Raw genomic sequence first — 12,864 nt, forward strand, 5'->3', positions numbered from 1 at the left:
CTTACAAGGCGCGCTCCGCGGTCGTCGAGCGCGCCTTTTTCGCTTGATCGGCACTGAATGGATCATATTCGCAATTTCTCGATCATCGCGCACATCGACCACGGAAAGTCGACGCTCGCGGATCGCATCATCCAGCTTTGCGGCGGGTTGTCCGATCGCGAAATGGAAGCGCAGGTGCTCGACTCGATGGATCTCGAGCGCGAGCGCGGCATCACGATCAAGGCGCAGACGGCTGCGCTCACCTATCGCGCCCGCGATGGGAAGGTCTACAACCTGAACCTGATCGACACGCCGGGGCACGTCGACTTTTCATACGAGGTGAGCCGCTCGCTGTCCGCGTGCGAGGGCGCGCTCCTCGTCGTCGACGCGAGCCAGGGCGTCGAGGCGCAGACGGTCGCAAACTGCTACACGGCGATCGAGCTGGGCGTCGAGGTGGTGCCGGTGCTCAACAAGATCGATTTGCCGGCCGCGAACCCGGAGAACGCGATTGCCGAAATCGAGGACGTGATCGGCATCGACGCGTCCGACGCGACGCATTGCAGCGCGAAGACGGGCCTGGGCGTCGAGGACGTGCTCGAGGCGCTGATCGCGAAGGTGCCGCCGCCCAAGGGCGATCCGGATGGCCCGCTGCAGGCGCTCATCATCGATTCCTGGTTCGACAACTACGTTGGCGTCGTGATGCTCGTGCGGATCGTCAACGGCACGCTGCGTCCGAAGGACAAGATCAAGCTGATGGCGATGGGCGCGCAGTATCCGGTCGAGCACGTCGGCGTGTTCACGCCGAAGTCGCGCGATCTCGAATCGCTGTCGGCCGGGCAGGTGGGCTTCATCATCTCCGGCATCAAGGAGCTGACGGCCGCGAAGGTCGGCGATACCGTCACGCTCGCGAACAAGCCGGCACCCGAGCCGCTGCCGGGTTTCAAGGAGGTGAAGCCGCAGGTGTTCGCGGGGCTGTATCCGGTCGAGGCGAACCAGTACGACGCGTTGCGCGAGTCGCTCGAGAAGCTCAAGCTCAACGACGCTTCGCTGCAATACGAGCCGGAAGTGTCGCAGGCGCTTGGCTTCGGTTTTCGCTGCGGCTTCCTCGGGCTGCTGCACATGGAGATCGTCCAGGAGCGGCTCGAGCGCGAATTCGACATGGATCTCATCACGACCGCGCCAACCGTGGTCTACGAGGTCGTGCAGAGCGACGGTGCGACGATCATGGTCGAAAATCCGGCAAAGATGCCGGAGCCTGCGCGCATCGCCGAGATTCGCGAGCCGATCGTGACGGTCAACCTGTATATGCCGCAGGATTATGTCGGCTCGGTGATCACGCTGTGCGAGCAAAAGCGCGGCTCGCAGATCAACATGCAGTATCACGGCCGCCAGGTGCAGCTCACGTATGAAATTCCGATGGCCGAGATCGTGCTCGATTTCTTCGACCGGCTGAAGTCGGTGTCGCGCGGCTATGCGTCGATGGATTACGAGTTCAAGGAATATCGAACGTCCGACGTCGTGAAGGTCGACATGCTGATCAACGGCGACAAGGTCGATGCCCTCTCGATCATCGTGCACCGGTCGCAGTCGCAGTATCGCGGCCGCGAGGTGGCGGCGAAGATGCGCGAGATCATTCCGCGCCAGATGTACGACGTCGCGATTCAGGCGGCGATCGGCGCGCATATCATCGCGCGCGAAAACATCAAGGCGTTGCGTAAAAACGTGCTTGCAAAGTGCTACGGCGGCGACATCACGCGCAAGAAGAAGCTGCTCGAAAAGCAAAAAGAAGGCAAAAAGCGGATGAAGCAGGTGGGTTCGGTCGAGATCCCGCAGGAAGCGTTCCTGGCGATCTTGCGAGTCGAAGACAAATAACAGGGCTGATCCTTTATGAATTTTGCGTTGATTCTTTTTGTGCTCGTGGTCGTCACGGGCGTCGCGTGGGTGCTGGACAAGCTGGTGTTTTTGCCGCGGCGCAAGCAGGCGGCGCAGGCGGCGGTCGACGAGTTCGACCGTCAGCAGGCTCGCATCGGCGAGCGCTTCGCTGACGAGAACGCGCAGCAAACGCGCGCGAAGCTGCGCGACGAGAAGCTGCGCCAGCCGTGGTGGCTCGAGTACACGGCGAGTTTCTTTCCGGTGATCCTGGTCGTGTTCGTCGTGCGTTCGTTCATCGTCGAGCCGTTCAAGATTCCGTCGGGTTCGATGGTGCCGACGCTGCTCGTCGGCGATTTCATCCTCGTCAACAAGTTCGACTACGGCTTGCGCCTGCCGATCACGAACAAGAAGATCACCGAAGGACGGCCGCTCGAGCGGGGCGACGTCGTCGTGTTCCGTTATCCGAAGGACGAGTCGGTCGATTACATCAAGCGCGTGATTGGGCTGCCGGGCGATACGGTCGCCTACCAGGACAAGCAGTTGACGATCAATGGTCAGCCGGTGCCGGAGACGCCGCTGCCTGACTACTTCGACGACGAGCGGATGAATTACGCGAAACAGTTCGAGGAAACGATCGGCACGCGCAAGAACGCGATCCTGAACAATCCGGCGGTGCCGCCGTTCGTAATGGGCGCGGACGACTATCCGTATCGCGACAATTGCACCTACGACAACCGCGGCGTGATCTGCAAGGTGCCGCCCGGGCACTACTTCATGATGGGCGACAACCGCGACAACAGCGCTGACAGCCGTTACTGGGGGTTCGTGCCGGACAAGAACATCGTTGGCCGTGCGTTCTTCATTTGGATGAACTTCAGCAGCCTGAAGCGCATCGGTTCGTTCAACTGAGCACGCCGCATGTTGCGCCGCGCGAGGGCCGTGCGGCGCGGCGTCTTCCATCGAGGGCCTATTCACGTATGGAACGCGTCTGCGTTGCCACGGGAATGGCAGTCCGCCACCGGCGAATGCGGCGCGCGGCCATTCTCGTGGCAGTCGCGGTTCGAACATGCGCGGCGGCGCAGGTCGTCGCTTATGCCATAGCAAATATTTCGAGAACGTTTGGTCCCGCGGATGGCGCTTTTTTGTCGGGTTGGCCGCCGGCGCAGTACGTTGTGTTTGAGCGGGCGATTCCGCCATTCATATGCACGTTCGACACCTAAACCGATCCTGAGAACCGGCGGCAGCGCCGCCAAATCGCGCTTTTTCGCGTCGAGCGTCGCTTTCCGGGCGGCGCGGCGCCCGCGTTATACTCCTGTCCATGCCTTCATCCCAGTTGGAAAGCCGGCTGCGCTACGAATTTCGCAATGTGGAATTGCTGCGCCAGGCTTTGACCCATCGCAGTCATAGCGCCACGCATAACGAACGGCTCGAGTTTCTCGGCGATTCCGTTCTGAATTGCGCGGTGGCTGCCCTTTTGTTTCAGCGCTTCGGCAAGCTCGACGAGGGAGACTTGTCGCGCGTGCGCGCGAACCTCGTCAAACAGCAGTCGCTGTACGAAATTGCTCAGGCCCTCAATATTTCCGACAGCCTGCGGCTCGGCGAAGGCGAATTGCGCAGCGGCGGGTTTCGTCGGCCGTCGATTCTCGCGGACGCATTCGAAGCCATCATCGGGGCCGTATTTCTTGATGGCGGCTTCGAAGCCGCCCAAGGGGTGATCAAGCGTTTGTATGTGCCGATTCTCGATCACATCGACCCGCGCACACTCGGCAAGGACGCAAAGACGCTGTTGCAGGAATATCTGCAAGGACACAAGATCGCGCTGCCGGCTTATACCGTCGTCGCGACGCATGGTGCAGCGCATAATCAGCAATTCGAGGTCGAATGCGCGGTGCCGAAGCTCGACGTCAAGGTGTCCGGCTCCGGCGCGAGCCGCCGGGCGGCCGAGCAGGCCGCCGCGAAGAAAGCGCTCGACGAAGTGATGGCGCTTGCACCGATGCTGGCCGCGAAGCCGAAGCGTTCGAAGAGCGCGCGCGGCGCCAAGCACGTGGAGCCGGAGATCGTACCGGGCGTGAAAGGCGTGCAGGAGGCGCTCGATTTGCGCTCGCCGGAGCGCAAGGAGCGGCGCGTCTTGGCCAATGACGCGAAAGGGGCGGAAGGGAAGGTGGCGGAGACGAAACCCGCGGCCGAAACCCACGCCCTCGAATCGAAAGTGGCTGAAGCGAGGCCCGCCGTCGAAGCGAAACTGACCGAGACGAAGGTGGCCGATGCGAAACTGGCTGACCCGAAGGCCGCGGATGCCCGATCCGGCGAGCCGAAGCGGGACGAATCGAAGCCGTTGGCCGATGCGAAAGGTAAGACCGATACGAAAGCGGCCGAGATGCAATCCGGCGCGCATGCCGGTAGTGCGGCGGCGCCGGCCGATATGCCGGGCAGCGGTGCGGACGGCGGCGCGTTGCGGTCGCCTCTCGCGGTGATTCGCGCGGCCCACGTCGAGCATGGTCAGGACAAGACTGAGGCGCGCGCGGCAAAAGCGGCGGAAAAGGTATTGCCGGCTGACAAAGGGGCCGACAAGGCATTCGATAAAGTCACCGATAAGGCATCCGAGCGAGCCACGGAAAAGAACGACGCAGCCGCACGTCCGGCAGACCGGCCGGCGCGCGTTCGCGATCCGGCACACGCGCCGCAGGCGATTGACGATCCGGCCGCACCGGTGCGCGTTGCCGATGCCGGTCATTGACGCCGTTTCCATCGATCTCGCGGCCGCGTGCGAGCGCGGCCGCTCCGAACCCAGCAGCTCCTGATATGAACGCTCCCGCTTCCACCGGTTTTCGTTGCGGCATGATCGCGATCGTCGGTCGTCCGAACGTCGGTAAGTCGACGCTGATGAATGCGCTCGTCGGCCAGAAGATCAGCATCACGTCTCGCAAAGCGCAGACGACCCGCCACCGGATCACCGGCATCCGCACGCTCGACGATGCGCAATATGTATTCGTCGATACGCCCGGCTTCCAGACGCGGCACAGCACGGCGCTCAACCGCTCGCTGAATCGGGCGGTGACGTCCACGCTGACGTCGGTCGACGCGATTCTGTTCGTGATCGAGGCCGGCCGTTTCGGTCCCGACGACCAGAAAGTGCTCGACCTGATTCCACCGGGCACGCCGACGCTGCTGATCGCGAACAAGCTCGATCGCGTGTCCGACAAGGACACGTTGTTTCCGTTTTTCCAGAAGATGGGCGGTTTGCGCGAGTTCGCCGAGGTCGTGCCGCTGTCCGCGAAGCATCCGGACGACATCCGGCGTCTGATGGATACGCTCAAGCCGTACTTGCCGCAAGGCGAGCCGATTTACGGCGAGGACGATCTGACCGATCGCAGCTCGCGGTTCCTGGCGGCCGAAATCCTGCGTGAGAAGGTGTTCCGCTGGACGGGCGACGAGTTGCCTTATACGAGCACCGTCGTCATCGACAAGTTCGAGGAGGAGGGGCGGCTGACGCGCGTGTTCGCGACGATCCTCGTCGAGCGCGATGCGCACAAGGCGATGGTGATCGGCAGAAAGGGCGAGAAGCTCAAGCAGATCAGCACCGAGGCGCGGCTCGACATGGAGAAGCTGTTCGACGGCCCGGTCTACCTTGAAACGTTCGTCAAGGTGAGAAGCGGCTGGGCCGACAACGAGGCGGGGTTGCGTGCCTATGGGTACGAATGAAGGCGTCTCCGACGACGCGATGACCGACGACGCCGGCTTCGCGCGGCGTCCCTCCGCTGCGCCGGATGCCGCGGCGGCGAGCCTGCCGCCGGCCGTGCCCGATGCGGGCAAACCGCCGCGCAAGCCGCGCCGCGCCGCTGCGCGCACGTCCGAATTCCGGGTCGCCGAGCAGCCGGCGTTCGTGCTGCACAGCTATCCGTACCGCGAAACCAGCCTGGTCATCGACGTGCTGACGCGCGATCACGGGCGTCTCGCGCTCGTCGCGAAAGGGGCGAAGCGCCCGCATTCCGCGCTGCGTGGCGTGTTGCAGACGTTTCAGCCGCTTGCGCTGTCATGGTCCGGCAAAGCCGAGTTGCGCACGCTGACGGGCGCCGAATGGGTGGGCGGCATGCTGCCGCTCGCGGGCGACGCGCTGCTGTGCGGGTTCTATGCCAACGAGCTGCTCGTCAAGTTCTGCGCGCGCGAGGATCCTTATCCGGCGCTCTTCAAGCATTATCTCGTGACGCTGACGCGGCTCGCGCACGCCGAGCCGCCCGTGCAGGTGCTGCGCTCGTTCGAGCGCGTGCTGTTGCGCGAGACGGGTTATGCGATGTCGCTGGTGCGCACCGTCGCGCGGCGTGCGGTCGAGCCGGAACGGCTCTATGTGTTCGATCCCGAGCGCGGCGTGCGCGATGCGCTCGGCGATGCGCCGTCGCACTGGCCGGTGATTTCCGGCCAGACGTTGCTCGATATGGAACAGGACGATTATCATCGGGCGCAGACCGTTGCGCAAAGCAAGACGCTGATGCGCTTTTTGCTCAACACGTATTTGGGCGGCACACCGCTCGCCACGCGTCAGATTCTGATCGACCTGCAAAACCTATGAGTTTTTTCCTGACCTCGTCGAGCGCTATTGACCTGGGTGTCAATATTGACCACGTCGCGACTTTGCGCAACGCGCGCGGCACACGTTATCCGGACCCGGTGCGCGCCGCGCTCGAAGCCGAGGAGGCGGGCGCGGACGCGATCACGCTGCATCTGCGCGAGGACCGTCGCCATATCGTCGATGCGGACGTGCGCACGCTGCGCCCGCTTTTGAAGACGCGGATGAATCTCGAATGCGCGGTGACGTCCGAAATGCTCGACATCGCATGCGAGATCGGGCCGCACGACGCCTGCCTCGTGCCGGAAAAACGCTCGGAATTGACGACCGAAGGCGGGCTCGACGTCGCCGGCCATTTCGATGCGGTGCGTGCGGCATGCAAGCAACTCGCCGACATTGGCGTGCGCGTGTCGCTTTTCATCGATCCGCACGATGAGCAGATCCGCGCCGCGCACGAGGCGGGCGCGCCCGTGATCGAACTGCACACCGGCCGCTATGCGGATGCGCACGACGCGGCCGAGCAGCAGCGCGAGTTCGAGCGGGTCGCATCGGGCGTCGATTGCGGGCTTGCGCTCGGATTGAAGGTGAACGCGGGCCACGGACTGCACTATGAAAACGTGCAGGCGATTGCCGCGCTGCCCGGCATCAGCGAGCTGAATATCGGCCACGCGATCGTCGCGCATGCGGTTTTCGTCGGCTGGAACAACGCGGTGCGCGAGATGAAGGCGGTCATGGTCGCCGCGCGCGTCGCCGCGCTGCACGGCGGCCGCTGAAATGATGCGCGAGCGCGCGGGTTCCGTTCGCGGCGCTTGCCGCCGGGAAGGGGGCCTTCGGAGCACTTCCCGCGAGCGCTCGCAGCGGGGCGTTTGCCGAAAAAGGCATTGCCTGCTTCGCCGCGTTTGCCTGTGCGATTGCGCCCGGAATAAGTGCGGAAGGGAATGTCTGCGGCGCGCGGCGCAGCCGTCAGTCTCTTTGCTCCATCAAGATCTCCCGTGTGCGCGCCGCGCGGGATGGCCCGGCGGGCGTTGATATGGCGATCTACGGCATCGGCACCGATATCGTTCAGGTGAGCCGCATCGCCGCAGTGCTCGAGCGCACGAGCGGACGCTTCGCGGACAAAGTGCTCGGCCCTGACGAGCTGCGCGTGTTTCACGCACGGCGCGCGCGCTCGGAGGCGCGCGGCATTGCGTTTCTCGCGACGCGCTTTTCCGCGAAGGAAGCCTTCTCGAAGGCGATCGGCCTCGGCATGCACTGGCCGATGACGTGGCGCGCATTGCAGACGCTCAACCGGCCGAGCGGCGAGCCGTATATCGTCGCGTCGGGCGAATTGGCTACGTGGCTCGCGCAGCGCGGCATCACCGCGCGCGTGAGCGTCAGCGACGAGCGCGACTACGCGGTGTCGTTCGTGATCGCCGAGACGGCTGACGGCACCGCCGCGCTGCGTGCCGATGCCGCTTTCTGATTTTCCCCGGAGGAACGCAATTCAATGAAACCGACTCCCGGCCCGGTGATGCTCGACGTCGCCGGCAAGACGCTCACGCGCGACGACGCGCGCCGTCTCGCGCATCCGCTGACGGGCGGCGTGATCTTGTTCGCGCGGCATTTCGAGAGCCGCCGGCAACTCGTCGCGCTGACCGATTCGATCCGCGCGGTACGCGGCGACATCCTGATCGCCGTCGATCACGAAGGCGGCCGCGTACAACGCTTTCGCACAGATGGCTTTACCGTGCTGCCGGCGATGCGCCGCGTGGGCGAACTGTGGGACCGGGACGTGCTCGCCGCGACGAAGGTGGCGACGGCGCTCGGCTACGTGCTGGCGTCCGAACTGCGTGCGTGCGGGATCGACATGAGCTTCACGCCGGTGCTCGATCTGGATTACGGCCGCTCGCAGGTGATCGGCGATCGCGCGTTCCATCGCGATCCACGCGTCGTCGCGTTGCTCGCGAAGAGCGTCAATCATGGGCTCGCGCTCGCCGGGATGGCGAACTGCGGTAAGCATTTTCCGGGTCACGGCTTTGCCGAGGCCGATTCGCACGTCGCGCTGCCGACCGACGATCGTCCGCTCGACGAGATTCTCGCCAACGACGCCGCGCCCTACGATTGGCTTGGGCTGTCGCTGGCCGCGGTGATTCCGGCACACGTGATCTATACGCAGGTCGACAGCAAGCCCGCGGGTTTTTCGCGCGTTTGGTTGCAGGACGTGCTGCGCGGCCGGTTGCGCTTTACGGGTGCGGTGTTCAGCGACGATCTGTCGATGGAGGCGGCGCGCGAGGGCGGCACGCTCACGCAGGCGGCGCAGGCCGCGCTCGCGGCGGGGTGTGACATGGTGCTGATCTGCAATCAGCCGGAGGCGGCGGAACAGGTGTTGAACGAGTTGCGCGTGGCGCCGTCGCGGGAGTCGCAGCGGCGGATCAAGCGGATGCGGCCTCGGGGCAGAGCGCCGAGCTGGGACAAACTGATGCGCCGTCCGGAGTATCTGAGCGCGCAAGCGCTGCTGCGTGAGGCATTCGCCTGAATGCGGACGGTTCGCGTTTGCCCGGTTCGGGGCGACAGCCTGTGAACGGGGGGCATGTGGATGGACGATGGCCTGAACGAAGGGCGAGTGAGCGGCTCCGCCGAGCGGGCGGTCAGGCGGATTGGTTAAGCGGATTGGTTAAGCGGGGCAGCCGTGGGCGGCAATGTGGCAAGCGCGGTGCGCAGCCGCCCCGCCAGCGGTGGCCGCGCTCAACCCAGTTTCATCCGTTGCAGCTTGTTGTAGAGCGTTTTCGGGCTGATGCCGAGCAGCGTCGCCGCGCGATGGCGGGTGCCGCCCACCGCGTCGAGCGTCGCGCGGATCAGCAGATCCTCGACGTCCGCGAGCGGCGTGCCGACGCGCACCTGAACGCTGCTGCCGTTCAACGTTACGCCCGGCTGTAGATACGCATCGGCCTTGCGCAGCGTTTCGATGAAGTCGCCCGACGCATCGTATGCAAGCCGCACGCGCTCGCGCAGTTCGCGCACGTTGCCGGGCCACTCGTAAGCGAGGCATTCGCGGATGAAGCCGGGCGCAAGGCGCTTGTCGGTGATGCTCAGCCCCGCCGCGCGCGCATCGCGGTTCAACTCGTCGACGAACGCCTCGGCGATCCGGATCACGTCGTCGTCGCGCTCGCGAAGCGGCGGCAGGCCGATCGACGCGGCGTCCAGGCGCAGCCACAGATCCTCGCGCAATGTGCCGTTCGCAACGGCCTCGCGGGCCGGACGGCGTGTCGTCGCGATCAGCCGGAAGTCGCATGCGATTTCAGCCGTGCCGCCGACGCGCATGAAATTTTGCGAATCGAGCGTGCGCAGCAGCGCGTCCTGCAACGACAACGGCAGCGCGGTGATTTCGTCGATGAACAGGGTGCCGCCGCTTGCCTGCTCGAAGAGGCCCGGATCGCGGCGCTCGACGCCCGCATAGCCGGCGCGCTCGCGGCCAAGCAACATGCTTTCGATTGCGAGGCCATTGGTTTCGATGTTGCGCGGCGATTGCGCGGCGGCGCGGCAGTCGAATGCAACGAACGGGCCTTTGCGGCGGCGGCTCAACTGGTGCAGCGTGCGCGCGGCCGTTTCCTTGCCGGTGCCCGGCTCGCCCCACAGCAGGACCGCGGTTTCGGTCCGCGCGCTGTGCTCGATCATGTCGTAGACGTGCTGGATCGCATCGCTGCGCCCGACGAGCGTGCCGAACCGGCCGAGTTGACGAAGCGCGGTACGCAGCGACTGCACTTCCTCGATCAGTTCGTAAGGGCGTGGGATGCGTGCGAGCAGGCTGCGCAGCCGCGGGATGTTGACGGGCTTCAGCAGATAATCCCAGACCCCGTGCCGCAACCCTTCGATCGCACTTTCGACCGTGGCGTTGCCGGTCAGCACGATCACGGGCAGCGAGCCGTTCGGCTGCTGTTGCGGCAGATTTTGCAGCAGATCGAAGCCACTGCCGTCGGGCAGATTCAGATCGACGAGCACGACGTCGGGGATCGAACGTGCGAGCGCTCCGCGCGCTTCAGCGAGCGAGGTCGCGGTGTCGACGGAAAAACCGTCCGCAGCGAGCAGTGCGGTCAGACCAGACAAGCTATTGGGATCGTCTTCGACAATCAGGGCATGTGGCATGGTGTGCGCGAGTTCAAGAACCGGCCGGGTTGGCGAGCCGTCATACAGCCCCATTTCGGGATAAGGAACGCATTGTATGTCCGTCGCACGTTCAGTGGACGGTATTCGCCATCAACTACAAAATAGTTATCGGTGAGACGCATCGAATACCGCCAGAGCATTCTCAACGCATTGTTTATGATGTGGCGCCTTTATGCAACAAGCTGCGTCATATAAACAAAAAGCGCCCCAAAGGGCGCTTCGTGCGGCAGGGCGCGAAACCGCTCGCCTTAGGCGCGGCTGCGGTATTCGTTCGTGCGCGTATCGATTTCGATCTTGTCGCCGATATTGCAGAAAAGCGGCACTTGCAGTTCGAAGCCGGTCGCGATCTTCGCGTTCTTCAGCACCTTGCCCGACGACGTATCGCCCTTCACCGCCGGCTCCGTGTACGTGATCTCGCGCACGAGGACCGTCGGCAGTTCGACCGAGATCGCTTTTTCGTTGTAGAACACCACTTCGCAGGCCATCCCGTCTTCGAGATAGTTGAGCGCGTCGCCCATCATCTCGGCTTCGACTTCGTATTGGTTGTAGTCGGCGTCCATGAACACGTACATCGGATCGGCGAAGTACGAATACGTCACTTCCTTGCGGTCGAGCACCACGACGTCGAACTTGTCGTCGGCCTTGTAGACCGATTCCTGGCCGGCGCCCGTCAGCAGATTCTTCAGCTTCATCTTGACGACGGCGGCGTTGCGGCCCGACTTGTTGTATTCCGTCTTCGAGACGACCCATGCGTCGTTGCCGACCATCACGACGTTGCCTACGCGGAGTTCCTGTGCGGTTTTCATGACTAAAACTATCCTGAATGGGAGAAATTGCTTGAGCGTCGCTCAACGGCTAACGGCGCAAACAGTCCGGAAAGACCAGGCCGCACGTGTATGGAGCGTGCGGGCGACACGTTCGCGATATCTGCCGCGTATGTTGCACGTGTTGCATGCGCGGCTTCGGACGGATTTGCGTAGTGAGCCGTTGGATAACCGTTTATTTTAACTGAGTTTTTGTGAAATTCGCCAGATTTCCGGCAAGATCGCCGATGGCGGCGAGTTCGTCGGCCCAATCCGCTGCGCGCGCGCTCAGCGCGGCGCGATGGCGCTGAAAATCGGCCCAATCGGGCGTGCCCGCGCCGTTCCATGCATGCCAGAAGCGTTCGGCCGCCGCCCGTGCGGCCGGCGCGAGCCCCGCCGCATAGTGGGCGAGTGCGGCGTCGAGCTTGGGCAGATGGGCGTCGTCGGTTTGCGGGTAGATCTGCCAGACAAACGGCCGGCGTGCCCATTGCGCGCGCACGAACGAATCCTCGCCGCGCACGAAATTGATGTCGGATGCCCACAGCAGCTTGTCGTAATAGGGCTGCGCGACGAAGGCGAGCCCGTGCGCGCTCAGGTTGCCGCGCGTCGCGCGCGCGCCCGCGCCAAATCCGGCGGCTCCGAAAAAGCGTGCGACGCGCGCCGAGATCCGGCCTTCCGGCACGAGCAGTACGACCGGCTCGGCGCCGTCGCGCCATTGTTCGAGCAGCACGTCGACGGCCGGATTCTCGTAGGCGAACAGCGAGACGGATGTCATGCCGTTCGCGGGCGTAGGGCGGCCCGCGACGTCGCGCCACCAGACGTCGCGCGCGGCATCGAACGCGTGCCGCCGCGCGTCGAGGTCGCGTTCCTTGAGCACGCCGCCCGTGCCGGGGCCGAGGCCCGGGAAGAAGAACGTCTTGGTCAGCGGGTAGCGTGGGTGCGGCGACGGTCTCAGATGAAAGTCGCGCACCCAATCCTCGGCACTCAAGTATTCGAGATTGATCCATACGGGGGCCCGGGCGCGGCGCGCCATCGCCGCGACATACGCGCCGGGCAACTCGCAGGCGAACGCTTCGATCACGACGTCGGCGATCTCGAGCGTATCGCCCGCATGCGCAGGTTCGCGCCAATGCTCGACGACGACGCCGTCCAGCATCTGCCGCGCGGCGTCGATGTGCGCGGCGGGCTCGAGTCGCGCGAACGTCGACAGATCGTCGACGAAAAGCCGTACCTGCCAGCGATGTTCGGCGGCCAATTGGCGCGCGAGGCGCCAGCACACGCCGATGTCGCCGAAATTGTCGACGACCGCGCAGAAAATATCGGCGGCGATCGGCTCCGGCGTGTGGGGCGCCGAGCGGACAGGGCTGGCGGCGGCGGATGTGAGCGAGGCGGACGACTTCATTTTAAGGGCAATGAAAACGCACAAGCGAAGGCGGGCGGCGGGCGAGCGAACGGCGCACGGCGATCCGGACGAGTCGTGTGCGGAACGGCCGGACGAATCCG

The 12,864-nt window shown here is 64.4% G+C and carries 11 protein-coding genes; 8 read left to right on the forward strand and 3 right to left on the reverse strand.

Annotation, left to right across the window (positions count from 1 at the left end; genetic code table 11):
• The first annotated feature begins 57 nt into the window (after positions 1–57).
• The 8 genes from lepA to nagZ all read left to right on the forward strand — a co-directional run bounded on the left by lepA (position 58) and on the right by nagZ (position 8,930).
• Positions 58–1,851, forward strand: a complete 1,794-nt coding sequence (gene lepA, locus BSIN_RS24270) for a translation elongation factor 4 (protein ID WP_089342305.1) — start codon at positions 58–60, stop codon at positions 1,849–1,851.
• 15 nt (positions 1,852–1,866) lie between these two features.
• Complete coding sequence (gene lepB, locus BSIN_RS24275) at positions 1,867–2,760, forward strand: signal peptidase I (RefSeq protein ID WP_059519196.1); 894 nt, start codon at positions 1,867–1,869, stop codon at positions 2,758–2,760.
• 409 nt (positions 2,761–3,169) lie between these two features.
• Positions 3,170–4,588 carry a ribonuclease III gene (rnc, locus tag BSIN_RS24285; RefSeq protein WP_089342307.1) on the forward strand — a complete coding sequence of 473 codons (1,419 nt, stop codon included), beginning with the start codon at positions 3,170–3,172 and terminating at the stop codon, positions 4,586–4,588.
• A gap of 65 nt (positions 4,589–4,653) precedes the next feature.
• Complete coding sequence (gene era / locus BSIN_RS24290; protein WP_059519199.1) at positions 4,654–5,553, forward strand: GTPase Era; 900 nt, start codon at positions 4,654–4,656, stop codon at positions 5,551–5,553.
• Positions 5,540–6,418 carry a DNA repair protein RecO gene (gene recO / locus BSIN_RS24295; RefSeq protein WP_089342308.1) on the forward strand — a complete coding sequence of 293 codons (879 nt, stop codon included), beginning with the start codon at positions 5,540–5,542 and terminating at the stop codon, positions 6,416–6,418. The genes era and recO overlap by 14 nt, the downstream gene beginning before the upstream one ends.
• Positions 6,415–7,188 (forward strand): pyridoxine 5'-phosphate synthase, encoded by a 774-nt coding sequence (gene pdxJ / locus BSIN_RS24300; RefSeq protein ID WP_089342309.1) that lies wholly within the window; start codon positions 6,415–6,417, stop codon positions 7,186–7,188. The genes recO and pdxJ overlap by 4 nt, the downstream gene beginning before the upstream one ends.
• 257 nt (positions 7,189–7,445) lie before the next feature.
• Complete coding sequence (gene acpS, locus BSIN_RS24305; protein ID WP_059519332.1) at positions 7,446–7,877, forward strand: holo-ACP synthase; 432 nt, start codon at positions 7,446–7,448, stop codon at positions 7,875–7,877.
• 24 nt (positions 7,878–7,901) lie between these two features.
• Positions 7,902–8,930, forward strand: coding sequence for a beta-N-acetylhexosaminidase (gene nagZ, locus BSIN_RS24310; protein WP_089342310.1), 1,029 nt, complete (start codon positions 7,902–7,904; stop codon positions 8,928–8,930).
• Between the two features lie 209 nt (positions 8,931–9,139).
• On the opposite strand, the gene BSIN_RS24315 is transcribed toward nagZ, so the two are convergent.
• From BSIN_RS24315 to earP, 3 genes are all read right to left on the reverse strand, one after another.
• Positions 9,140–10,537: a sigma-54-dependent transcriptional regulator gene (locus BSIN_RS24315; protein WP_059519334.1), complete on the reverse strand. Its 1,398-nt coding sequence runs from the start codon at positions 10,535–10,537 to the stop codon at positions 9,140–9,142.
• A 269-nt stretch (positions 10,538–10,806) separates the two neighbouring features.
• Complete coding sequence (gene efp, locus BSIN_RS24320; RefSeq protein ID WP_059519207.1) at positions 10,807–11,364, reverse strand: elongation factor P; 558 nt, start codon at positions 11,362–11,364, stop codon at positions 10,807–10,809.
• Positions 11,365–11,557: 193 nt separating this feature from the next.
• On the reverse strand, positions 11,558–12,763 hold the full coding sequence (gene earP, locus BSIN_RS24325; RefSeq protein WP_089342311.1) for an elongation factor P maturation arginine rhamnosyltransferase EarP: 1,206 nt from the start codon (positions 12,761–12,763) through the stop codon (positions 11,558–11,560).
• Positions 12,764–12,864 lie beyond the last annotated feature (101 nt).

It is taken from the genome of Burkholderia singularis (genome assembly GCF_900176645.1).
GTDB lineage: Bacteria > Pseudomonadota > Gammaproteobacteria > Burkholderiales > Burkholderiaceae > Burkholderia > Burkholderia singularis.

Bases quoted from the DNA above. Each gene is read 5' to 3' on its own strand.
- lepA (WP_089342305.1), top strand. From the start codon at position 58: ATGGATCATATTCGCAATTTCTCGATCATCGCGCACATCGACCACGGA.
- nagZ (WP_089342310.1), top strand. From the start codon at position 7,902: ATGAAACCGACTCCCGGCCCGGTGATGCTCGACGTCGCCGGCAAGACG.
- recO (WP_089342308.1), top strand. From the start codon at position 5,540: ATGGGTACGAATGAAGGCGTCTCCGACGACGCGATGACCGACGACGCC.
- earP (WP_089342311.1), bottom strand. From the start codon at position 12,763: ATGAAGTCGTCCGCCTCGCTCACATCCGCCGCCGCCAGCCCTGTCCGC.
- era (WP_059519199.1), top strand. From the start codon at position 4,654: ATGAACGCTCCCGCTTCCACCGGTTTTCGTTGCGGCATGATCGCGATC.
- rnc (WP_089342307.1), top strand. From the start codon at position 3,170: ATGCCTTCATCCCAGTTGGAAAGCCGGCTGCGCTACGAATTTCGCAAT.
- lepB (WP_059519196.1), top strand. From the start codon at position 1,867: ATGAATTTTGCGTTGATTCTTTTTGTGCTCGTGGTCGTCACGGGCGTC.
- acpS (WP_059519332.1), top strand. From the start codon at position 7,446: ATGGCGATCTACGGCATCGGCACCGATATCGTTCAGGTGAGCCGCATC.
- pdxJ (WP_089342309.1), top strand. From the start codon at position 6,415: ATGAGTTTTTTCCTGACCTCGTCGAGCGCTATTGACCTGGGTGTCAAT.
- efp (WP_059519207.1), bottom strand. From the start codon at position 11,364: ATGAAAACCGCACAGGAACTCCGCGTAGGCAACGTCGTGATGGTCGGC.
- BSIN_RS24315 (WP_059519334.1), bottom strand. From the start codon at position 10,537: ATGCCACATGCCCTGATTGTCGAAGACGATCCCAATAGCTTGTCTGGT.